Genomic DNA, 19,692 nt, shown 5'->3' with positions numbered 1-19,692 from the left:
TTTTCAACTATTTTTCGTCAATCGGCTGATGTTCGCTTGCACCGCCTCCACGCGAATATCATTCATGGCCTCAAGCTCCGTGGCCGGGCAAGCAACAACAATGCTTTCGAGGCCGAAACGGTCCAACGTCAAATAATAAAAGGCCATTTGAAGGCCCCGAATAACATTGTCGTCCCGATCTTCACGCACAATCATTTCGTAAACGTACGCTTCTCTGCTGTCTTTTCCATAACGCAAAGCGATATGATAATCAAAAAACTTCTCGGTACTCTTGCTGCCAGCATGACAAATGATTGGAAAATCACATTTCGCGAAACGTTCAACCAGTTGATCGGCTTCCGGGACAGTAAACCTTTGGCTTACACAATCCGGATAAAACGTTCCCTCCCGAACGACGTGATGGTAAGCATGATTCGCCACATTTTCCCGAAATCCCGTTAACATATCTTCCCTCAGCAATACAGGATGAATCAAATTTTGCACCTCCAATCCCGTTTTCGCTTAATTCCAATAGGCCCCAGTTTAGACAGTATACGAAGAGAGGGCGTCAAGCTAGATATCCGTTGTTCCAGGCTCCCAGCCTGTCTGCTGGCTCCATAAGCTTGCTTTGCGTATGATCTCCCAGATGATCGGTTCTTTTGCCGTGACGTATCGCTCCCGTTCATGACGGTATAATTCGCTTAACCTGTATTTTTCCCGAGCATAGCATTGGCTGTCTTCCGGGTGTACCCGCAAATAATCCCGAAACAGCAGTGCACACTGCTCTGACCAGCTGCCTGCTTTTCGAACATGGATATGCGTTCTTCTCATGCTGCCGCTTTCCCGAAAATAACGCTTCGTTTGATCCGGATTATTCTCCCGATGCATGTACCCAAGCTGCTCTAAAAAAGGTTTCCAATCCAGCTTATCCAACGAACGCACCGAAATCTGAATATCAATGATCGGCTTGGCATCCAGGCCAGGTATTGAAGTAGAACCGATATGATCGATCCGGATGGCACTTTCTCCCATGCTTGCGCGGATCCGCCTGCCTATTTCCATACACTCGTTTGCCCAGCAAGGATCATGGGGCACCACTATAATGGCCTCCTGCACATCCTGACCTCCCGTCTCCCGATCTTGCCCAAGCTTACGCGAAAGCGCACTCATGGTACAAGAAATCATATATTTACACCATTATACACGGGAAAATGAATGCTGAAGCGAAAGATTTGTATAACACTCCAATTCACTCGCAAATCCAAATCTTTTTCGGTCACTTGGCAGAGAGCCACACGTTCCCCTTCAATCTTCATTTCGTCCTACCTCTTAGTCTCCTGCCGCTCTGCCCCAACCGCCCCTGTGCATTGTCGTCGCTGAGCAACCCAAGCCAAGTCCGTATTATCACGCAATCTCACCAGCTTGTTATCGTATCGTTTCAGTTTGGTTTCGAAGCTGTCGCGGTTTTGCTCGAATTCTCTTGTCCATCTGTACATCATTCGCAGCATCGTCAGATCGGGGGTGTAGTTTGCTTTCTCGATCCCGAACCTTTGCTTCGCAAAGCGGAGGAAAATCCTGATTTTCCGTTTCCATAACGGGGGGTCCAAAAAAATAATCGTGTCCGCCATATCATACAGTGGCTGATAGGAGGCACGATCCGTTCCTTCCAAAATCCATGTTCCCTGTTTGTTAATATCATGAATGACGTTCATCTGTTCTTCCGGCGTTCTCTTGATCCTTCCACTTTCCGTCTGGTGGTGGACGATGGCATCCAATTCATGCCAAGGGATGTTTATGTGCTGCGACAATGTTCTGGCTAATGTTGTTTTTCCACTGGCAACGATGCCAATGATTAGAATTTTTTTCATGAATGCCAAATCCTTTTAATTGTTAGTCAACGTTCCACCGTACCAAAGGAGATTTTGAAATTAGGTGCATATGTCAGCCACGAATCCGCATTGAATGTCCTCCCAAAGTTGGCTTCCGACTCGTATTCCTCTCTGGCCTCATGTTCATTTAATCCCCTGGCAAGCAGATTGTTCACGACCTGATCCAGTTCCCCGGGATCCTGTCCCAGTCCTTCTTCACGCAGCGCTTGAAAAAGAAGTTCTTTACCGTCCGCATCCATGTTTTGATCCAAAAAGTTTACTTTGTCGCTCAATCGGCACTCCACCTTCTTTAACCCAAGCTGACTTAACATCACTGGCAGAGCCATGCCGATATTTCCACCCTTGAGCGTGCGCCGTTCGTCTTCTTCATACAACTTTTGCAGAACGCCCAAACGAACGATGCTGCTCTGATCTACGCCATCCATATAACAATTGGCCATATTGCCGATCCAGTGTGGTTCGAAGCAAATCAATTTTCCGTTATTCCGTACGCTGTTCATCATTTTGCGAACAATCCTGGCAGGTTCGGTCATATGTAACAAAAACGCATGGCTTACGGCAATATCGTACTTTGGCTCCAGCTGCACTTCATCGATATCACACGTTATAAACGTTGCATCATAGTCTAAATGCGAGTAAATTTCCTCAGCCTCGCGAATCAGTTCTGTTCCTTTGTCCATGCCGGTATACGTGCTTCCTTGCGGCATAAGCGGAAGAAGCTTCAAACCGAGATAACCGTAACCGCATCCAAAATCTACGATGTTAACCGGTTTATCGATTTTCCATACGCTTTTCACCAAAAATTCCAGATAGTCGTCATTGTAGTACAGCCAGCGCGTATTCCTCAAATATCCGATCTTGGTATCCCAGTAATACTCGGTCATGGTTCTTTTCCTCCTTTTGCTTACAATTCATCTAAACTTCTTATGACATTTATGATCCCAAACATGCTCTTCAAGAAGAGTGATATCATTTCCATTCTTATAGGCAACCTCACCATAGAACACCGTTACTCCCAATTGGTGTGAAATGCTTGCTCCTATTTGCTGAATATCTGTTCCCATGCGTGTATACCTTAACAACACGGGAGATTCATAGTTTCCTTTTGTCCAATCGTGCTCCCGCGAAATGTTGATGTACAAAGCATCGGTTAAGGAACCGTATTCGTACCACTCCCATGTATCTTCGAAGTCCCAATGAATATCTCTCAAACAACCGAAGATGTCCACATCTTGAACAAAATCTTTCATTTCCCGATCAACAAAAAACCAGTACGCTTTATCCATAATCCCTCTCGTTTCTGGCCTCTTTTCTACTTATTTGTTGTCGGAATATTTCCTGAGAAATAAACCGCTAAGCTGTATAGACCCAAATCAAAAATCCCTTGCGACAAACTATCGTACGATTTCCAGTTATCCTTTCACTGCATCATTCCTATACTGCTCGAAATAGTGGTGTCCCTTCCTATGGATCTCGCTCAATACCGTTTTTGCTTGGTTCAAGCTGCCAATGATCATCACACATTTGTTTGAAGGTTGTTGTTTTAATTTTTCGATAATGGCAGGGCGTTTGTCTCTGCGAAAATTCCACCCGTTCTTGATAAAAGGCCAATCAATGGATTCAGGACAACCCTCGTTCAAGTCAGGTCTCGTTTTGCCATGATATTGAATTCTGCGTTTAATGACGCGATAGGTTGTGACGATCGGCGACAAATCAAAGAAAATGATGACATCTGCCGCTTTCATTCGGATATCCATCGTTCTTCCAAAATGTCCGTCAATAATCCAGTTTTCTTTGGCAACCAATTGTTTGTTGAACTCTTCCCATTCTTCTCGGGGCGTTTCAACCCAGCCCGGCTTCCAGTAATACAGGTCCAAGTGATGTACGGGCAAACCCAATCCTTTCCCCAGTTCCCGAGAAAACGTCGACTTCCCCGATCCGCTGGAACCAATGACCATGATTTTCATTTCGCTCACCTCGGTGACAACGTGAATTTTTTTACCCTCATGGGCTGTATGTAAAAAGTGTACGATTTCGTTCTCTGCATCCAGCGACATCTGAACTCATCCAGCCAAAAACCAGCTCTGGCAAACCAATCGGTTTATCCATTAAACACATCTTCACAAATCCGGTTCCAAAAATTCCGCCCGATGATCCAATATGTACTCATTCATTTGTTGTATGGCGAGTGCTGAACATCGACTATACTTCTCGTGTAATTCGTTCACTTCATTCAAGAGAGCAGAATCCTTCTCCAGGTCCACTGGGCTAATCATCTTATTCAACATGTTCCGTTTCTGTATGAATCGCTGGATCTCGTCCAACACTTCAATCAAGGCATCGGCTTTAAAAAACAGCATGGCTTGCCTGATCCGTTCCCAGGATTTCAGCTCATTGATATGGTGGGCAGAGAACCAATAAAACTCCATGCTCGTATCGTGTGGTTATGGTAGGAATAAAATAAGTACAAGCCTTTCTGGGCTTCATTTAATTGATGATACATCTCCAGCTTGGTTTGCATATCTTTCCCGCGTACCGCGTGCAGCATCGGTTTAATACATAACCAGCTAAGCTCTACGCTTTCCAGTTCATTGGCATGCAGTGCAACTTTCATTGGATTCCCCCTTTAAAATAAGAACATATTGAAGAAGATAACGTTTAATAATCAACTTGCTTCAAATACGTAACCGCTTACTTCTTATCTCAAATATTTAATGAAATAATAGTGTTTGTGGTCTCGCGGTGCATTTTCGATTACGGCTATTGCCGCAAATCCATTTTTCTCATAAAACCCCGGTGCTTGAAAACTAAACGTATTCAGTTGAATGAAAGTGCACTGTTCGGCTGCAGCCCGCTGTTCGGCTTCCTCCAGCAATTTTTGGCCAAGCCCCTGTCCCCGAAAACTCTCATCCACCCATAAGAAGTCAATCTCCATCCAGTTCCAGCAAATCGAACCGTTAAGTCCGGCTATGACTTCGCCTTTGTTATCCTTCACGCATAAGCAAACGTCCTCATATCTCCCGTCAGGAATATGCTTTGAATTAAATTCGATCAGCTTGTTTCTCACGAAACGGGCTTCCTCGTTTGTTCCTTTTACAATATGAGTAGCTTTAAACAACCCTGCCCACCTCCTTCGTTTACCGTTCTGCTTTGTCTCCCACGCGCTCCAAAATGATATTTACGATCTCCCCTGTGTCCAACGAATCTGTAATGATATGCTCCGCAAATTGCGGTTCACCAAGCGCCTTCAAACATTTCGGTGCCTGTTGATACGTCCAACCTCCAAGTGCATCTCCCCGTTTCGCCAAACGTTGGTGAATCGTTTCTTCCGAAGCAATCAAGGAGAAATGATATACATCCGCATCGAATTCTTTGAACCCATTGGAAATGTAATGGAAGTTAGCTTCTTTATAGATCGTCATTGGCACGATCAAGTGTTTGCCGTATTTACGCCGGATTTCCCTTGCCGTCTGTACCGTCATTATTCTCCAAAGCTCGATATCCTGGAAATCATCCGTACGTTCTTCCATAAGCCGCTGCTCTTCCGGTATAAGCTTTCTGAGCATATAACCGACTTCCTCCGGGTCAAAAATCATGCTGTTCGCGATTCTAGGCTGCAGCTGCGCTGCCGCCGAAGTTTTACCGGAACCGAAAGCCCCATTAATCATGATAATCATGCCAACACTCCCGTACCGTCGATTTAGCGAAAACATCTATATTTTACCTTTATGCTCAATAACATACAAGGATTTTAATCCTATTGCCGCAACAATGACGACAACAAAAAAAGACTCTCTTTGAAAATATACAAGTAGAGAGTCTACGGTATTGAGCTGGACAAGGTTATACTTCGTACTGTTCTCGCCTTAACGTAAAATAGAGTAAGTTGTCTTTGAGAAAAGGCTCCTGCTTAAATCCCAACCTGGTTAGCAACTTCTGCGATTGGTCATTTTTTTGTTCCGTTGTTGCCTCGATATATTGCAGCTGCATGAGATCAAAACCCATCGGAATCAGTTCACGCAAAGCCTCTTGCATGATGCCTTTCCCCCAATAACGAGGCGCCAGATCGAACCCGATCTCGGCCCTTGTCCCATCCTGGTCCGTCATCCAGCAATGATAACCGCACGTACCAATCAGCTCATCCTTTTCTTTGCTGAACAGACCGTACCGGCAACCCGAATCGTTGATGTGAAAAGCAATGATTTCCTCGGCTTCCGCGATGTCCTTACATGCTTCGATATCCATAAACTTTATGACTTCCGGATCAGTGAAATGGTTCAATATGGACGCTGCATCTTGAAGCGTCAGCTCTCTCATCATCAATCTTTCCGTTTCCAGACGCGGGAATTCGATGACTCCGTTGTTCATGTTCTTCTTCCCCTCACGCCTGCTGTGCCTCTGCTTCTCAAGCGAATCTCATCATCTTGCCAAAAATAATTCGAGAAATCGATGTCCTTCATCCCTTGATTCCCCCCATATTGTTAAAATCTCCAGACCATTTATCCATTGGGAGAAATTCTCCTTGGAAGGCTGCGGAGAATCCATGCTGCCGCGTCATGAATGTTTTCGGCAATATAATCCGGTTCAACCTCGTTCCATCGGTGCCTGTATTCCAACAGCGATGATTCACCCCAACCCGTTTTGACCAGCACCTTGATTGCGCCAACCGCATGGGCTGCCAGCATATCCGTATCGCCGACATCTCCGATCACCACACACTTTGACAGATCAAGGCCATATTTAACCGCCGCTTCCTTGAGCATGCCTGGTTTCGGTTTCTTACAATCGCACTGATCCTGAGCACCGTGAGGACAGATGAAGGCATCGTCGAAGCCATACTGCTCGAATTGCGTTCTAAACTCCTCGAGCTTGGCTTGACCGCGCGAAATCCGATGCTGATTCGTAAACGCAAATACTTTGATTCCAGCTTGTTTCAGCATGTTAATGGCACCCTGGGCCCCATCAAACAGGCTGAATTCCGTGGGATGAACAAAATGACCTGTCCCGCCGATCGTGCCGTCTCGGTCGATAAAAGCAGCTTGGATCCCCTGCATCATACTCCTCCTGCATCATTTTATGGAATTAAAAAACGGCGACAATCAAGCTTGTGACAAGCAGCAGCATCGCTACGGGTGCCCATATCCTTCGTTCCCATACGCTGGTTGTGATGATGTTCAGAAACGTTGACAAGGTGCAAAACGCGATAACAAACCACACTGCTGTTCCCGAGAAATCAGACCATTCCGGCAACCATAATCCCGCCTTGCTAAGTACGATGGAGCCAATGAAGCCGAGGACAAACATTTGTATGACTGCTGCGAAGCGCATCGGTGGCGGCAGTTTTCCGGGAAACTTGCCTCCCATGGCGCACTCTCCCCAAGGCATACCGAGAGCCAATGCCAATTGAAACAAAATCACGATCCCAATAAGGATCGAAAAGATGAATGAGGCGACTTGCACAACCATAATGAATGATCCCTCGCTTCCCACGGTCAAAGTATAAGGAGGACGTTTAAGCCAACTAGATCATCTTTATTCTCTGTTCGCGTATTTGAGACACTCATGGTTCAGCGCGACATGGTTTATATGACGCCGAATTTGCGTAATGCGTAGTCAATCCCGCCTTCACTTGACTTTAAAGTGATAAAGTCCGCCTGCTGTTTCAAAGCATCATGCGCGTTGCCCATTGCAATCCCCAATCCTGCAGCTGCCAGCATATCCATGTCGTTGCCACCGTCCCCAAAAGCAATGGACTCTGAGGCATCAATTTGATAATGCTCCAGTACTTTTCGCATTGCCGTTGATTTGCAAACCTTCGTTTCTTCCAAAACATTCAACACGTAGCCGTGAAAACGTTCGAACCTTAAGGTCGGAAAATGCTCGACGTACTTCCCCGCTTCATCCTCATCCGCATATAAACACATACAGCATACTTCGTCTACGAGAGAACCCATAGCATCGGGATACTGAGTGAGCCCTAACGTTTCAAATAAAGCTTCCTGCACCCGTTCATTTTGACGGCCCATGCCGTTCATGGCCAAACGATCCGTAAAATAGGAAAGGCCGCTGCCATTTAATTTGGCAAACTCCGATAGTTCACGAACCGTTTCCGGTGCAAGCAGTGATTGATGTATCGTTTCATGTTTACATTTGATCAGGGCCCCGTTCGCAGAAATGATGTTATCTATGCCCAACTCCAAAAATGGTTGGCACATATTATGGGGTCTGCCTGTAGCGATGACAACTTTAATGCCTTTGTCGATTAATGCTGTGACCGCTTCTTTCGTTGACGCTGCCAGACTTCGATCCACTTCGCTTAGCAGCGTTCCATCTACATCAAAGAAAACAATTTTATACATACTAATGCAGTAAGCTCCTTTAGTTCAAATAAATAACACGTTCCACGTTGGTGTCCTCAGCTTTACAGCGTTTTTTGCAGCACCTGCTCTTCTTCGGGTATATACTTCAAGCTTTCATAGACGTGGATTGCGGCAGCATTCTCTTTGCCTGTCAACCTCGCCCTCCTTCCGGAGATTCAGCTTTATATTCCGTAAAACCCCAAGATCAGCTTGAACGCTTTCCGGTTTTTGCGGGCACGCTTAATGCCTTCTCTGGAATCTATGATCAACACGCTCGTACCGATCCATATCCTTAAATATACGGACTTTAAGCGAAAAGGAGCGGTAAATCCTTTTTGTTCGCTCTCCGTTCCATCCTCGTGTTCGAATTCCGTTCGAATGAACCAGCGATTTCCAAACCCGATCTCCATGTATTTCTTCAAAAGGTACTCTCCTTCAATGACAATTGGTAAATGATTTCGATGTTCATGGCTTCTTCCCAATTATCTTTGGTGACTGGAACGATGTGAATCAAACTCATTGTAGACTCCTTCTTTGCATTGTTTATACCATTTCCGAAGTTGGTTGATGTGCGCCTGATGATACCGGTTATGATCTGCCATATGCCACAGGCCCCAGCGGATCGTCGCCTGTTTTTCGTTCTCATGCCCAAACGTGACAACCCTGTCTAAATCGGCATCCACCAGCTTCTCACATGTTTCTTTTAACCAAAGCATGACTTCGGCATATTGTGCCAAGAGGACCTCCAAAGCTACTCCCGTAACCATCGGAAGCCTGTTATTTTCGTCGATCATAGGACCATGTTGCTCTTGAAGGGAGGACGGCAGGGGTTCTCCTTTTACCCGGTAAACCCAGTTCAAATCTACAACCATAATGTGTTTGATTAACTGAGCTGCACTATTATAATAACCATCGAGTCCTCTATAATCGATTTCTTCCTGGGACATGCCTTCCGTGATGGATCGCAACCGGTCGCTATTTTCCTTGACAGCGGAATACAACATGCCCACTACCGGCGTCATCCCGGCTTCACCTTGCAAGTCGTGCAACATCCTGAAATCCTCCTCACTCCGATTTAAATCCTCTCATTAACATTCACACACCATTAAGAGATTCCCATCCGGGTCTTCAAAGTTCAACCAATTTGGTTCCATCCGCGGCATAATGTTAACCTTCTTGGCAACGAGATAATCATATGCCGCTTGAATGTCACTGGTATTAAAATGAAATGCAGGCGTCTTGAACACGCGATCCTCCGTATAAATTTTGCTATCCAAAATAAGGACAGGTCCTTTCATCGGCAGCATGTACAAATGTCCATGCAGTATTTCCCCGTCTGCCTGCAATCCCAAAATATCGCAATACCAGTCACGCGAATGCTGCAAATCCTTCACCGGAATAAACACTGCACCGATCTCATTATGAATGGGAGACATAGGAATTCCTCCTTAATGGCCCGTTATAGGGCTAGATTGTCAAAGCCGTCTTCCATGATTATACATCCCTGTTTTCGGCGGCGTAAGCCCTCTTACTCAAGCTTCGTACGCCGTAAAATCGCATCTCCAATCGGTAACATATGCGGGAACATAACCTGCCCGGACACCCACTCGCTGTGAAGCGATATTGCTCGCAATGACATCGTAGGTCGGGACGCATCCCCGTTCTAACACCTCAAACGTCAAACGGTTGACCAGGTAGGCAGCAAGCCCATTGCGGCGGTACCCCGGAAGCACATCGATGCCGAGCTGCCACAGCTTTTCCCCTGAATTGCTTGCTCCCGCTATGCCAACAATGGAGCCGTTATGCTTGGCTAACACAGCCAATACCGTTTGATAAGGGCAAGTCGGGTCATGAATCACGGCGTTATCGAATGCTGTCATCCCAGCCAAATCGCAAACTTCATCCATTTCAAGCACTTCATATGTAAATGAATCCGGGGGTGACAAACGCTGCAGCGAATTCAGATCGGGAAGAAAATGCAAATACAACCCTCTGATAAAAGGCGATGAAAAAATATGATCCCGCGTTTTGCCTTCCATATATGCTTTCGCTATGTTCAAACGCTCCGGCGTTGCCGAGACAACAATCGTTTGCCCCATTGACAGTATTTCAAAATAGCGGGCATTTCGCCGAAACGGCCTGCGTCCCGGGTTTTCCTGGGCGTCCACATAAATAATGTGGTCCTTGTCCCCATTAAAATCGTCAACGCTGCAATGAAGATCGACAGCAAGCTGTGATTGCACGATGTGCAACATTTCTTGAGGCGTCATCAATGTTACTGCACCTCCTGCATGGGATTGGTTATTCCATAATCGGCATCTGTCCATTTCCAATGGACGCTTCTTCAAATATCTATATAGGAGGAAAACGAACCCCTTGGGAGGTTGGCCGCCAATGAGATGGCTTATTATTAATGCAGACGATTTCGGCCTGTCGGAAGGCACAAACCGGGGGATCGAAGAGGCACACCGGGCAGGATCGCTTTCCAGCGCAACGTTAATGGTCAACATGCCTGGCTTCCCGGATGCAGTGAACAGGGCTAATACGTTACCGGAGCTTGGGGTCGGCCTGCATTTTAATCTGACGTATGGAAAACCGATTTCCGATCCACAGCATGTGCCTTCGCTTGTAAAGCCAGATGGGACATTCAACGGTATACACACGATGTCATCGTGGAACGAATGCGAGATCGAATTGGAGCTTGCCGCCCAATGGGAACGGTTCGTTACCGCCGGTTTGAAACCGACCCACCTCGATTCCCACCATCATCTGCATTTGCATGATCATGCCGTGCATCGAGCGATGTCAACGTTTGCCCTACGCCATCAAGTGCCGATGCGCAAATCCCGGCTCTCTGCCGTTTCTGCCACTCCTGTGCCTTTGACAACAGATTATATTTTACTTGACACCTACGACAAACAAGATAGCTTGAAACGCTTAATCCGAGCCATTGCCCATCTGCCCAAAGGTTCAACCGAAATCATGTGCCATCCCGGTTATGTCGATGATACCACACGAAAGATATCCAATTACACCCAAGGGCGGGAACTTGAATTAAACGTCTTCCGCAGTCGGAGCATTCATCAAGCGCTCGCAAAACACGGCGTTCGTTTGATCCATTTCGGTCAACTTGCCGCAGCGAAAACAGCAACAATGCCGCTTATCCACAAACCGCTCCGAGCACCCGGTATACATGTAAAGCCACGTCATCCAAAGCGATCCACGAAACGAAAATCGATCCTTGTTAAGAACAGGCGCAAAAAAAATGGCTCCTCCAGTTTTGACAGAAGTCACTCTTTTCGCCTAACGAAAAGCAAAAAATAACCCCCGCATGAACAAACGGCCCCTAACTTTATGGTCAGAGGCTGTTTGTCATGTCGCACAATCAGGAAGAGCCCTTGATCTTTTATTCTTAATTCTCTTACAAGATTCAAACAGCCTCATCGTCAAGACTCATCAAATGCAATGCCGGGATAATGATGGCTTGGAGATCTTTTTGGTCACGGATATCGTGACTCATTTGAATATCTCTAATCAATGCAAGTCGTGACGTTACGGGAGCTGAATTTAAATAATCCTCAAGCCAACCCATATCAAGATCCGTATCATCGTGGATTCGATATGGTAGATGTTCTTCTCCTTCAGCAAAAGGAAATTTCACGCCTAATCCGTCCTGTGTCTGAAGAGTAATCTCATTCTGACGAACCAGACTTACATTCTGAACATATGTATAAGGGTTATCAATGGCAGGGGTTGGTACATTGTTTACTGTCCATATTGTAATTCTTTCCCGAGTAATCCTTTCAATATCTGTAGGCTGATATGGAGAGTTCAACGCTTGTTCGGCCCACTGCCGCTTCTGAAGCAAATAACTTTCTTCGCTCTCAAAATCATTGTAAAACAATGCTCCGTCATTCAGATTAACGTTCAGAAACTCCGATAAATTGTTGGCTACAACGCGGGACGGACGATCAAAATTCATCGGACTGACACAAACGATCGGGGCTGCTTCAAGGTCCGTTACTGTCCCGTAATCCGTAAGAAAACCGTAATGTATGCCATCGGCGCCGATATTTCCAAACTCAATAACATCGCAAGGCGTGTTGAAATACCTGAACCCGTTTAATCCCGTAAAAAATTGTTCAGCGTCTTGGAGACTTTCCTGTAATTGAATCAGCTTCTGAAGCGTTGGCGGTATATCGTATTTGCCAAAGTGTGTCCGCATTTGAATTCCTCCTGACTAAAAACACCCCAGTTCTAGAAGTGATTTTCCATCATAAGCTGGAGCTCTCTATAGCAATGATCTTGTTCGCCTGCGACATTCCGAAAAACATTTTCCGATGTTCTTCTGAGATTTCGGGAGTTCGTTTAAGTACAATTCTTGGACAATTTCGTGGGAAGAAATAGGAATGCTCATTCATTTGATCAATTGCCCATACGACGGCCGGAAAATCCTTACGGTTTTGTTTCTCTCGTGGGACAAATTGTTCAATATCTGGCTCCTCGCCGAAATGATATAACATTTTTCACCTCACAGGATCTATTTCTTTTGGGAAATCTACCATTTCAGAACATCTATCGGGCTTACACTCCCGATTTAAATGTATACGTCTTGTAATCCCCATTGCCAGATGAATATTGAAGCAAGCTGCCGTCTTCCGGTATGCCCATGAAATAAGCGCCCATGCACCCTGTTGTGCAACGATGACCGGATATCAAAATATTGGCTTCCTTGGTATCACGTTGAAGTTCGAGCTCTTTCATGAATCCAAATACTCTGTTCACAAAGTGATTCAGTTCTTCCACCCCTTGATAAAAACGGGGATCTGGCATTACACCCGCCAACTTGACTTCTTTCTTTAACAATAGATCCGCCTCACCCAAATCGAACACGTCCAGCCTGGAATCCGTCACTGCCTTCTGGCCTGTAATGATCTCTGCAGTCTGAATCGCCCGATCCTGTGGAGAAGAAAATACATAGTCAAAAGTAACGCGGCTTAAATGCTCCCGCAGCCATTCCGCCTGCTTCATTCCAGCATCATTTAGAGGCAGCCCTTGTCGTCCTTGAAGTCTGCCTTGTTTGTTCAGGTCCGTTTGGCCATGCCGCACTACATAGATCATGGTTTAACCCCCACTCTTTTTGCATTGATTCCAAAATGATATAAAAGCTATGATTTATAGTGGTGCCCGTTTACGTTTGAGAACCAGTTTCAATCTTTCGTTGATACTCGCATTCCAATACCTCTAGCAGCCCTTCCGCCTTCTTCTGTATAAATGTAGTCCAGAATAGTTCTCCCTTGCGCGCTTATCCGGGCATAGCCACACGCTTTCCGTTAACTCTTTCGTTGTATTCGTATAGTTCAACATGCGCTCACATCCTTGTTCTAATCGAGTGAGTTTAGTGTAGGGTTACTGAGTGCCGTATTTCGTTTTCTCGCTGTGCCATTGCAAAGCTCTCTGTTCCATCTCCTGAACAAACGGCTTCTTTCCCTTGCTGTAGTCGCTCGTATCCTCGTAACGTTGGGCAAGCTCTTCTTTCATCGCTGTATAACGTTCAACTTCTTCCGGATGCGCTTGCAAATAATCGCGAAAAACCAAATGACGTAATATTTGCGGATGTTCGTATGGATAAAAATGAATATGATGCGTCCGCTGTTCCCCGCCTTTTCGAAATAACCGTCTTCCCGCAATGCCCCATTCTCCGGCAACATCATACCCAAGAGCATGCATACGGTCATTGTATCCATCAATAACTTGAATATCTTTCACCAAACACATCATATCCACGACCGGTTTGGCTTTCATTCCCGGAACGGCCGTACTGCCAAAATGTTCGAGTGTCCGTATTTCGTCGCCAAAAATGCCCCTTAACACTTGAGCTTCTTCTTCATACATCCTGGCCCAGTTCTCATCATACGGTGTAAGACGAATTTTCATGGAAATCTCCTCTTTCTGAAGACATTAACCTGCTTCCACAACATCCATCTTATCCCAAACATTCCATCATGTGAAGTTATATTCTTTTAATGCTTACTTCCATCAGGTCAATATTAATATGAACGGCGCGAAATCCCGTTTGCGGGTTCGCGCCGTTCACAAACACACGTATGAATGGCTTATTGCATTCCTTGCATGATTGCATTAATGATGCCTTGTTGGGTTACGGTATTGTTGGATCGGTTAAACAAGGCAAATCCATGTTGGCCGTTGTGGCCATTATCCCAATAAACCGGCACCGCCCCGTATTTTTTGGCCGTTGCCGTGACCGCTTTGGCAAACGCTGCGCGGTATACGTTATTGGTCGAATCGTATGCCGTTTTATCAATGGAACCAAATTCACCGAGTACCACAGGATATCCTTGGGTGACAAATTTATTGTACATCGATTGCAACTGTGAATTCAGGTAATCTTCTTGTCCCCACGTCGATTTTTTGGAAGGATTCGTTGCCGTGGCTCCCCATTGTGTAATCGTTCCATTTTCCTCGCCTGCAAAGTCCCACGGGGAATAGTAGTGCGCCGATATCATGATTCTTTTCTCCGAGCTTGGGATCGTTGAAGATCGGTTTGTATCCGTTGGCAGAACAAAACCATAGTTGCCAACGGTATAGTCGATATTCGTATTCCAACCCGGAATGAGCAACCATCTGGCGCTATTGTTGCCTCCGGTTTTCCTTACCGTATCCACGAAGATTTGGTTGTACGCATTCAGGTTGGCATAGTATGCGGAATTGGGATTTCCATAATTGCCGTCAAACACTTCGTTCATCGATTCCAGAATAAGCCGTTCATCATAGTTGATAAACTTGTTGGCAATTTGTTGCCACACTTTCTCATACTTTTGTTTGATGGCCGTTTGATTGCTTCCATTGACCAACAGCCATCCACCTTGCACGGTATTGTAGCCATCTCCATGAATGTTGATGATGACGTACAAACCTTCATTGTAGGCGTAGTCAACGACCGTTTTCACTCGATCCAGCCACGCTGAATTAATCGTATAGTTGGGAGCGCTTCCAATATGATTCAAATAAGAAACGGGAATCCGAATCGTTTTGAAACCCGCTGCTTTTACTTTTTTGATCAATTCCGGAGTAACCATAGGATTGCCCCATGCCGTCTCGCTTGGCGTGCCGTTCAATGATGCTTCAAGCTGATTTCCCAGATTCCATCCTGCACCCATCTCGCTAATGATCTGCGAAGCCTGCAAAGACCTGAAATCCGATGTAATCGGGGTTGCCGCCGATACTTTGGCATTCCAACCGTTTAAGAACATGGTAGACAACAATACAAGAGCCAGACTGTACATTCCGCACTTTTTCATTTTGGCCAGCATGTCAAAACCTCCGCTTATTTAATGATGATTCTTCCACACGCAGAACGATTACCTTGAACACACTTCGTTGACCATACTGCAATCAAAGTCCGGATGCCCTCCTTTCTGCATCGTATACGTTGCTGCCATTCCCAAGCTGCCGGTGCTAGAAAAAGCGATAGAGAAACCTACTAGCAAGTCTACGCTTGGATGAAAGCGCATCCTTTTCTCAGAATAACATATAATTGGAAATTAAGGTACTATATTTCTTTTTATTCGTGCATATTTAGTGAGAAAACGCCTTTATATTACACGAGTCTTCATCGTTAAATCGCGAAAAATGGAAAAGCGATGATTCCCTCATGAAACGTCTTTTCCCACTCGTACCAATCTGCGGAATTCAATCGTCCGACAACCTGCAGACCTGAAGGCTCCACAGACGCCCACAGGTATTCGTAATGTTTGTCTTCTTCTCCAAACCAGGCAGGTTGTCCAACGCCGTCAACTTGGATTTGCGCAGGCAGCATGGAATAGATCTCAGACAACTTGTCCCACATCTCATCGTCAAATTGCCCAAAATCCAGACCATACACCCGATCAATGCTGACGATCGATTCATCGCTGATTTCTATGTTATCGTAAAAACAAAGAGACATTTCACTCACTCCCCACATCGTTACAGGAACAACATTGTTAGATACAAAGTCCCTTTTGCAATAATTCTTCTCTCGCCTGGATTAGCCAAGGATGTACCAATTTAAGTTTGGAACGCTGCTCCCAAATGTAATTAAGATAGATCAGTATCCCTTCATCCAATCGCTGCTCGTCTTCAACCTTCTTTCGGATTTCATGCAAATACGCATGATTTCCTGGCAGCTCCCAAGAGATTTTGTCTGAAACGAAAAGAACTTTATCCATAAGGCTTGCTTCAGGCCTGAATGTGGTATGACATTCTATGGCGTCCAAGATCTCACTGTCGGTGATATAAAAAATTTCTTTGGCCATAGCTTTGGACAATTTTTGATGTACAATTCGATCATAGGTATACTCTTCGTCCATGATATCGATCGATAGTACCTTGGCTACATTTAACATCTCGCTTACAGGGACCACGTTACTGATGTCATGCAGCAGACCTGCTTGTTCTGCCTTCCACGGATCTGCACCATAAAGTTCTGCGATGTGCCTTGCCTGGGTTGCCACTATTAACGTATGATTTAAAGTTTCAAGATCATGATGAGCTGAAAAAAAGGCTTGAATGTCGTTTCGTACATTTCCCGACAGTAGCACATTCGATGAGTATGTTTCGAGGACCTGATGCATCATTCATCACCTTTCCGAGTTGAATTCCAACACCATTCACTTCACTTGATTTATGGATCTACATTTACCTCCAGTGGTTCAGATTTAATTTGAAATCGATGCGATTTATTGTCATAAGTAATGTAGAATTCTGCCTGACCGACGATCTTATATTTTCCGGGTTGGTCTACCGACAATTGATATAATTTGGAACTAACATGCTGTTCACCGTCGTAATTATATTTGCTATTGGGCTGGAGCGTGGTCCCCAAACCTATATCATTTACTGCAATCATCCCCTCATGGTTTGGCAGGGATTTACCTTCATCATCGTAAATGGTATAAGTAAACATATCCGCACCATGGAAAATATCCCAAGCAGTCTCGCTTTGATTGACCAAATATCCCTTTACCTCAAAGGTTTCCCCGGCTGTAATCGTTGGAGGGGATTGCATTTCGATCCTAAACATGGATTCGGATGGTTCGTTGGCATGCTCCATATCGACTGTTTTTGTATGTTCACCCTGCGTAGCAATCGTATTGTTAGCATCATTGCAACTTGTAAGTAACAACGAACTCGAGACAATTAGCATGAATAAGAAATTTCGTTTTTTCATCCTTCTCTCCCCATTTTTTTATTCGACCCACACCTGTCAATAAGGAAATGGGAAGCTCACTTAAAACAACATACTAAAAAATCACAGGAGGAAGCTATGGACTGGTTTAATGAACAGATCAGCCTGAATTCGCTGATTTGGCTGTTTTTCGCTGCATTTATGATTCATGATTTCGAAGAAATTATTGTTGTAGAGAAATGGATGAAACGAAACCATGGGTTGGTTCGTTCAGCGCTGCCCAAGCCGCTTAGACGGCGTTTCGATTCCTTTCAGCATATCACCTCTGCTCAATTTGCCGTGGCGGTTGCTTTGGAATTCATTATGTTCATTCCGGTAACGTGGATAGCTGCGGAGCATCATTCTTTGTTGTTATTCATCGGTTTTAATGCTGTTCTCTTCATCCATGTGTTCACTCATCTATTTCAAAGCATCTACTTGCGAATGTACACCCCTGGAGTAGTGACAGCCGTTTTCGTAACTCTTCCCTATTCCGTTTATTTATTCTACCGTTTAGCAGAATTGAACATGCTCACCTGGTGGTCATTTATACAAAGTCTGGCTGTTGGCCTGATCCTGATCCCCATAGTCATGTTGGGACATATCATTGGCAAAAAAGTTATTCCTGATTGATTACGTGTACATACATTTTTCAAAAACTCTGCTTTTATCTCTCAAACTGATGATTTGATCACAATTCAACCACCATCGTGATGGATGTACCCACCTTCCCCACTTCTTTGAATCCGAACCGCTCGTATAATTTCACGGCTGGTATATTCCCTGGGTCCACACTCAGGGATAAGCGTCGGATTCCTCTTTGCTTAGCTTCTTTAAATAGTTCATTCATTAAGGAGGTACCTATTCCGTTGCCGCGATATTCTTTTAGCAAGGCCATGCCAATTTCAGGAACATGTTCGTGAACAAAACCAAATCCTTTATTTTTCTCGTTAAAAAATCAGTTCACAATCATGGTGCTCCCAAACATCGAACAAATTGCCGTCCAAATCTTCCATCACAAAAAACTTCCCATACTTTCCTTCATCACTTATGTTCCCGACTTTAACATCTTCTGATTTTAAATAGTTATGTAACGATGCAATATCGTCCGTGAAAAAGGTAATCACCCATCTTCTTTGATTTCGCACTTCGAATACGGCTCTTGACTTATGTTCGCTTTGGATCAGATCCAAAATAGGTCGGTTCTCCCTGAAAAGGCTTAAATATCCTTCCCTTTGATTTCTGATATTGAATCCGAAATGCTTAACAAACCAGGCTGCGGATGCTTCCAAGTCTTCAACAGGGATCACATTGTAAGCAATACCCAAGATTTTTCCGTTTTCCATGGAATACCTCCGATTTGCGTTTTATTGAAAAATACGATCCTCGATCACAGCATATCTTTATTTGTTCAAAAGAGCTCCTCGCGAAATGTCCGGTTGATTAGATAATCCAATCGTTTAATCCCTATTTTCCTAACGCTTAAATACTACGTTTAGTTGCAGGAAACGCAGCTTTCGATTTTATCTCTTTTTACTGCTCTTTCAAGTTCCACGATGTTGATGCGAATAACCACGTTCTCTATTTATACGTATTCATAGTCCTAATGGATTAATTTCATTATACTCATTCAGAACTTTCTGCATTTGGGTGATATGTCTTTTGGCATGTTGGCACAGAAAATAAATATATTGATACACATCAATCTTCCCTAAGTTATTTACCGTCATCGTCGTCTTGTAAAGTATTCCTTCGCCCTTGTTCATTTCGAACAGTATGTCTCTACACTCTTTTATTTGTTCCTCAAGGAGTACTCTTATTTCTCCGAGATCTTTATCTCCCGTCGGCTCCATATGCTCGGGTCTAATCCAATCAAATGAGTTATGTTTAGCAATTGCATCTAACTCATACAAATTAAATGAATATGTTTCTAACAGTGTTTGTAAATCTTTCTTTCCGGCCAAATCAATCGCCTTTCTCTTCCCTTTCCTGATTAATATCAACAAGTAGTGGTTGGTTAATGTAACATGCTCCAAAATCTGTCCGATGCTCCACCCCTCTTTAGGTTTAAAACAAAGCACTTCGGTGTTCAGCCCAAACCAAGGCTGGTATTCATTTAATGTGTTGGACAGTTCAAAATCGATGTATGTAATCGTTTTACTTATACTCATATTTTTCACCTTCTTTTTGAGTTTGGGTTTTGAAGAAACGGCACCAAGGGAAATAAATAAAAAAG

The 19,692-nt window shown here is 44.6% G+C and carries 30 protein-coding genes and 1 pseudogene; 2 read left to right on the top strand and 29 right to left on the bottom strand.

All coding sequences use genetic code 11. The features are described 5' to 3' along the window. Positions 1 to 3 precede the first annotated feature (3 nt). The 18 genes from L6H98_RS18630 to L6H98_RS18545 all read right to left on the bottom strand — a co-directional run bounded on the left by L6H98_RS18630 (position 4) and on the right by L6H98_RS18545 (position 10,497). Positions 4 to 474, bottom strand: coding sequence for a hypothetical protein (locus L6H98_RS18630; RefSeq protein WP_236417328.1), 471 nt, complete (start codon positions 472 to 474; stop codon positions 4 to 6). Positions 475 to 552: 78 nt separating this feature from the next. Next, on the bottom strand, positions 553 to 1,095 hold the full coding sequence (locus tag L6H98_RS18625; protein ID WP_236417327.1) for a GrpB family protein: 543 nt from the start codon (positions 1,093 to 1,095) through the stop codon (positions 553 to 555). 206 nt (positions 1,096 to 1,301) lie between these two features. Further along, on the bottom strand, positions 1,302 to 1,847 hold the full coding sequence (locus L6H98_RS18620; protein WP_236417326.1) for a hypothetical protein: 546 nt from the start codon (positions 1,845 to 1,847) through the stop codon (positions 1,302 to 1,304). Positions 1,848 to 1,873: 26 nt separating this feature from the next. After that, positions 1,874 to 2,752, bottom strand: a complete 879-nt coding sequence (locus L6H98_RS18615; RefSeq protein ID WP_236417325.1) for a class I SAM-dependent methyltransferase — start codon at positions 2,750 to 2,752, stop codon at positions 1,874 to 1,876. Positions 2,753 to 2,779: 27 nt separating this feature from the next. Continuing rightward, a complete protein-coding gene (locus L6H98_RS18610; RefSeq protein WP_236417324.1) occupies positions 2,780 to 3,154 on the bottom strand; it encodes a hypothetical protein in 375 nt (124 codons plus the stop codon). 126 nt (positions 3,155 to 3,280) lie between these two features. After that, complete coding sequence (locus L6H98_RS18605; RefSeq protein WP_236417431.1) at positions 3,281 to 3,835, bottom strand: DNA topology modulation protein; 555 nt, start codon at positions 3,833 to 3,835, stop codon at positions 3,281 to 3,283. 153 nt (positions 3,836 to 3,988) lie between these two features. Next, positions 3,989 to 4,228, bottom strand: a complete 240-nt coding sequence (locus tag L6H98_RS18600) for a hypothetical protein (protein WP_236417323.1) — start codon at positions 4,226 to 4,228, stop codon at positions 3,989 to 3,991. Between the two features lie 26 nt (positions 4,229 to 4,254). Continuing rightward, a complete protein-coding gene (locus tag L6H98_RS18595) occupies positions 4,255 to 4,482 on the bottom strand; it encodes a hypothetical protein (protein ID WP_236417322.1) in 228 nt (75 codons plus the stop codon). An 84-nt stretch (positions 4,483 to 4,566) separates the two neighbouring features. Beyond that, positions 4,567 to 4,986, bottom strand: a complete 420-nt coding sequence (locus L6H98_RS18590) for a GNAT family N-acetyltransferase (RefSeq protein ID WP_236417321.1) — start codon at positions 4,984 to 4,986, stop codon at positions 4,567 to 4,569. A 19-nt stretch (positions 4,987 to 5,005) separates the two neighbouring features. Beyond that, positions 5,006 to 5,545 carry an AAA family ATPase gene (locus tag L6H98_RS18585; RefSeq protein WP_236417319.1) on the bottom strand — a complete coding sequence of 180 codons (540 nt, stop codon included), beginning with the start codon at positions 5,543 to 5,545 and terminating at the stop codon, positions 5,006 to 5,008. Between the two features lie 166 nt (positions 5,546 to 5,711). Further along, complete coding sequence (locus tag L6H98_RS18580; protein WP_236417317.1) at positions 5,712 to 6,236, bottom strand: GNAT family N-acetyltransferase; 525 nt, start codon at positions 6,234 to 6,236, stop codon at positions 5,712 to 5,714. A gap of 131 nt (positions 6,237 to 6,367) precedes the next feature. Then, positions 6,368 to 6,925: an HAD-IIIA family hydrolase gene (locus L6H98_RS18575; protein ID WP_236417315.1), complete on the bottom strand. Its 558-nt coding sequence runs from the start codon at positions 6,923 to 6,925 to the stop codon at positions 6,368 to 6,370. A gap of 25 nt (positions 6,926 to 6,950) precedes the next feature. Continuing rightward, positions 6,951 to 7,232, bottom strand: coding sequence for a hypothetical protein (locus L6H98_RS18570; protein WP_236417313.1), 282 nt, complete (start codon positions 7,230 to 7,232; stop codon positions 6,951 to 6,953). 218 nt (positions 7,233 to 7,450) lie between these two features. Beyond that, a complete protein-coding gene (locus L6H98_RS18565; protein ID WP_236417311.1) occupies positions 7,451 to 8,227 on the bottom strand; it encodes a Cof-type HAD-IIB family hydrolase in 777 nt (258 codons plus the stop codon). Positions 8,228 to 8,409: 182 nt separating this feature from the next. Beyond that, entirely contained in the window at positions 8,410 to 8,637 is a 228-nt protein-coding gene (locus L6H98_RS18560) for a DUF3977 family protein (RefSeq protein WP_236417430.1), read from the bottom strand. 72 nt (positions 8,638 to 8,709) lie between these two features. Next, a complete protein-coding gene (locus tag L6H98_RS18555; protein ID WP_236417309.1) occupies positions 8,710 to 9,279 on the bottom strand; it encodes a DinB family protein in 570 nt (189 codons plus the stop codon). A gap of 36 nt (positions 9,280 to 9,315) precedes the next feature. Beyond that, positions 9,316 to 9,663, bottom strand: a complete 348-nt coding sequence (locus L6H98_RS18550; RefSeq protein ID WP_236417307.1) for a VOC family protein — start codon at positions 9,661 to 9,663, stop codon at positions 9,316 to 9,318. A 96-nt stretch (positions 9,664 to 9,759) separates the two neighbouring features. Continuing rightward, positions 9,760 to 10,497, bottom strand: coding sequence for a GNAT family N-acetyltransferase (locus tag L6H98_RS18545; protein ID WP_236417429.1), 738 nt, complete (start codon positions 10,495 to 10,497; stop codon positions 9,760 to 9,762). Between the two features lie 124 nt (positions 10,498 to 10,621). Here L6H98_RS18545 and L6H98_RS18540 point away from each other — a divergent pair, with 124 nt between their 5' ends. Continuing rightward, positions 10,622 to 11,551 carry a ChbG/HpnK family deacetylase gene (locus L6H98_RS18540; RefSeq protein WP_236417305.1) on the top strand — a complete coding sequence of 310 codons (930 nt, stop codon included), beginning with the start codon at positions 10,622 to 10,624 and terminating at the stop codon, positions 11,549 to 11,551. Between the two features lie 106 nt (positions 11,552 to 11,657). On the opposite strand, the gene L6H98_RS18535 is transcribed toward L6H98_RS18540, so the two are convergent. The 8 genes from L6H98_RS18535 to L6H98_RS18505 form a co-directional block, all read right to left on the bottom strand. Continuing rightward, on the bottom strand, positions 11,658 to 12,452 hold the full coding sequence (locus L6H98_RS18535) for a hypothetical protein (protein ID WP_236417303.1): 795 nt from the start codon (positions 12,450 to 12,452) through the stop codon (positions 11,658 to 11,660). A 49-nt stretch (positions 12,453 to 12,501) separates the two neighbouring features. Next, positions 12,502 to 12,750, bottom strand: coding sequence for a DUF6886 family protein (locus L6H98_RS31420; RefSeq protein WP_356723514.1), 249 nt, complete (start codon positions 12,748 to 12,750; stop codon positions 12,502 to 12,504). A 61-nt stretch (positions 12,751 to 12,811) separates the two neighbouring features. Then, entirely contained in the window at positions 12,812 to 13,348 is a 537-nt protein-coding gene (locus tag L6H98_RS18530; protein ID WP_236417301.1) for a histidine phosphatase family protein, read from the bottom strand. A gap of 288 nt (positions 13,349 to 13,636) precedes the next feature. Continuing rightward, a complete protein-coding gene (locus L6H98_RS18525; RefSeq protein ID WP_236417300.1) occupies positions 13,637 to 14,164 on the bottom strand; it encodes a GrpB family protein in 528 nt (175 codons plus the stop codon). 179 nt (positions 14,165 to 14,343) lie between these two features. After that, entirely contained in the window at positions 14,344 to 15,561 is a 1,218-nt protein-coding gene (locus L6H98_RS18520; protein ID WP_236417299.1) for a glycoside hydrolase family 5 protein, read from the bottom strand. A gap of 305 nt (positions 15,562 to 15,866) precedes the next feature. Beyond that, positions 15,867 to 16,196 carry a hypothetical protein gene (locus L6H98_RS18515; protein WP_236417298.1) on the bottom strand — a complete coding sequence of 110 codons (330 nt, stop codon included), beginning with the start codon at positions 16,194 to 16,196 and terminating at the stop codon, positions 15,867 to 15,869. Positions 16,197 to 16,233: 37 nt separating this feature from the next. Beyond that, positions 16,234 to 16,866: a bis(5'-nucleosyl)-tetraphosphatase (symmetrical) YqeK gene (gene yqeK / locus L6H98_RS18510; protein ID WP_236417297.1), complete on the bottom strand. Its 633-nt coding sequence runs from the start codon at positions 16,864 to 16,866 to the stop codon at positions 16,234 to 16,236. A 47-nt stretch (positions 16,867 to 16,913) separates the two neighbouring features. After that, positions 16,914 to 17,459, bottom strand: coding sequence for a hypothetical protein (locus L6H98_RS18505; RefSeq protein ID WP_236417296.1), 546 nt, complete (start codon positions 17,457 to 17,459; stop codon positions 16,914 to 16,916). 96 nt (positions 17,460 to 17,555) lie between these two features. Here L6H98_RS18505 and L6H98_RS18500 point away from each other — a divergent pair, with 96 nt between their 5' ends. Next, positions 17,556 to 18,089, top strand: a complete 534-nt coding sequence (locus L6H98_RS18500) for an HXXEE domain-containing protein (protein ID WP_236417295.1) — start codon at positions 17,556 to 17,558, stop codon at positions 18,087 to 18,089. Between the two features lie 58 nt (positions 18,090 to 18,147). Here L6H98_RS18500 and L6H98_RS18495 read toward each other — a convergent pair. From L6H98_RS18495 to L6H98_RS18485, 3 genes and pseudogenes are all read right to left on the bottom strand, one after another. Next, a pseudogene (locus L6H98_RS18495) lies at positions 18,148 to 18,363 on the bottom strand (GNAT family N-acetyltransferase); the annotation flags it as partial. A 43-nt stretch (positions 18,364 to 18,406) separates the two neighbouring features. Continuing rightward, positions 18,407 to 18,802, bottom strand: coding sequence for a VOC family protein (locus L6H98_RS18490; protein ID WP_236417292.1), 396 nt, complete (start codon positions 18,800 to 18,802; stop codon positions 18,407 to 18,409). 249 nt (positions 18,803 to 19,051) lie between these two features. Beyond that, the gene (locus L6H98_RS18485; protein ID WP_236417290.1) at positions 19,052 to 19,627 is read right to left on the bottom strand and encodes a DinB family protein; all 576 of its coding nucleotides are present in this window, start codon (positions 19,625 to 19,627) and stop codon (positions 19,052 to 19,054) included. Positions 19,628 to 19,692: the final 65 nt, after the last annotated feature.

This window comes from Paenibacillus sp. JJ-223 (genome assembly GCF_927798175.1).
GTDB classification, from domain to species: domain Bacteria; phylum Bacillota; class Bacilli; order Paenibacillales; family Paenibacillaceae; genus Paenibacillus; species Paenibacillus hubeiensis.
The sequence above is the reverse complement of the archived record's forward strand: the minus strand, read 5'-3'. Positions and strand labels throughout refer to the sequence as shown.

What these genes read in the sequence shown, in the direction of transcription:
- L6H98_RS18620 (WP_236417326.1), bottom strand. Translation starts at nt 1,847, where the DNA reads ATGAAAAAAATTCTAATCATTGGCATCGTTGCCAGTGGAAAAACAACA.
- L6H98_RS18615 (WP_236417325.1), bottom strand. Translation starts at nt 2,752, where the DNA reads ATGACCGAGTATTACTGGGATACCAAGATCGGATATTTGAGGAATACG.
- L6H98_RS18610 (WP_236417324.1), bottom strand. Translation starts at nt 3,154, where the DNA reads ATGGATAAAGCGTACTGGTTTTTTGTTGATCGGGAAATGAAAGATTTT.
- L6H98_RS18605 (WP_236417431.1), bottom strand. Translation starts at nt 3,835, where the DNA reads ATGAAAATCATGGTCATTGGTTCCAGCGGATCGGGGAAGTCGACGTTT.
- L6H98_RS18600 (WP_236417323.1), bottom strand. Translation starts at nt 4,228, where the DNA reads ATGCTGTTTTTTAAAGCCGATGCCTTGATTGAAGTGTTGGACGAGATC.
- L6H98_RS18595 (WP_236417322.1), bottom strand. Translation starts at nt 4,482, where the DNA reads ATGAAAGTTGCACTGCATGCCAATGAACTGGAAAGCGTAGAGCTTAGC.
- L6H98_RS18585 (WP_236417319.1), bottom strand. Translation starts at nt 5,545, where the DNA reads ATGATTATCATGATTAATGGGGCTTTCGGTTCCGGTAAAACTTCGGCG.
- L6H98_RS18580 (WP_236417317.1), bottom strand. Translation starts at nt 6,236, where the DNA reads ATGAACAACGGAGTCATCGAATTCCCGCGTCTGGAAACGGAAAGATTG.
- L6H98_RS18575 (WP_236417315.1), bottom strand. Translation starts at nt 6,925, where the DNA reads ATGATGCAGGGGATCCAAGCTGCTTTTATCGACCGAGACGGCACGATC.
- L6H98_RS18570 (WP_236417313.1), bottom strand. Translation starts at nt 7,232, where the DNA reads ATGGGAGGCAAGTTTCCCGGAAAACTGCCGCCACCGATGCGCTTCGCA.
- L6H98_RS18565 (WP_236417311.1), bottom strand. Translation starts at nt 8,227, where the DNA reads ATGTATAAAATTGTTTTCTTTGATGTAGATGGAACGCTGCTAAGCGAA.
- L6H98_RS18560 (WP_236417430.1), bottom strand. Translation starts at nt 8,637, where the DNA reads ATGGAGATCGGGTTTGGAAATCGCTGGTTCATTCGAACGGAATTCGAA.
- L6H98_RS18555 (WP_236417309.1), bottom strand. Translation starts at nt 9,279, where the DNA reads ATGTTGCACGACTTGCAAGGTGAAGCCGGGATGACGCCGGTAGTGGGC.
- L6H98_RS18550 (WP_236417307.1), bottom strand. Translation starts at nt 9,663, where the DNA reads ATGTCTCCCATTCATAATGAGATCGGTGCAGTGTTTATTCCGGTGAAG.
- L6H98_RS18545 (WP_236417429.1), bottom strand. Translation starts at nt 10,497, where the DNA reads ATGACGCCTCAAGAAATGTTGCACATCGTGCAATCACAGCTTGCTGTC.
- L6H98_RS18540 (WP_236417305.1), top strand. Translation starts at nt 10,622, where the DNA reads ATGAGATGGCTTATTATTAATGCAGACGATTTCGGCCTGTCGGAAGGC.
- L6H98_RS18535 (WP_236417303.1), bottom strand. Translation starts at nt 12,452, where the DNA reads ATGCGGACACACTTTGGCAAATACGATATACCGCCAACGCTTCAGAAG.
- L6H98_RS31420 (WP_356723514.1), bottom strand. Translation starts at nt 12,750, where the DNA reads ATGTTATATCATTTCGGCGAGGAGCCAGATATTGAACAATTTGTCCCA.
- L6H98_RS18530 (WP_236417301.1), bottom strand. Translation starts at nt 13,348, where the DNA reads ATGATCTATGTAGTGCGGCATGGCCAAACGGACCTGAACAAACAAGGC.
- L6H98_RS18525 (WP_236417300.1), bottom strand. Translation starts at nt 14,164, where the DNA reads ATGAAAATTCGTCTTACACCGTATGATGAGAACTGGGCCAGGATGTAT.
- L6H98_RS18520 (WP_236417299.1), bottom strand. Translation starts at nt 15,561, where the DNA reads ATGCTGGCCAAAATGAAAAAGTGCGGAATGTACAGTCTGGCTCTTGTA.
- L6H98_RS18515 (WP_236417298.1), bottom strand. Translation starts at nt 16,196, where the DNA reads ATGTCTCTTTGTTTTTACGATAACATAGAAATCAGCGATGAATCGATC.
- yqeK (WP_236417297.1), bottom strand. Translation starts at nt 16,866, where the DNA reads ATGATGCATCAGGTCCTCGAAACATACTCATCGAATGTGCTACTGTCG.
- L6H98_RS18505 (WP_236417296.1), bottom strand. Translation starts at nt 17,459, where the DNA reads ATGAAAAAACGAAATTTCTTATTCATGCTAATTGTCTCGAGTTCGTTG.
- L6H98_RS18500 (WP_236417295.1), top strand. Translation starts at nt 17,556, where the DNA reads ATGGACTGGTTTAATGAACAGATCAGCCTGAATTCGCTGATTTGGCTG.
- L6H98_RS18490 (WP_236417292.1), bottom strand. Translation starts at nt 18,802, where the DNA reads ATGGAAAACGGAAAAATCTTGGGTATTGCTTACAATGTGATCCCTGTT.
- L6H98_RS18485 (WP_236417290.1), bottom strand. Translation starts at nt 19,627, where the DNA reads ATGAGTATAAGTAAAACGATTACATACATCGATTTTGAACTGTCCAAC.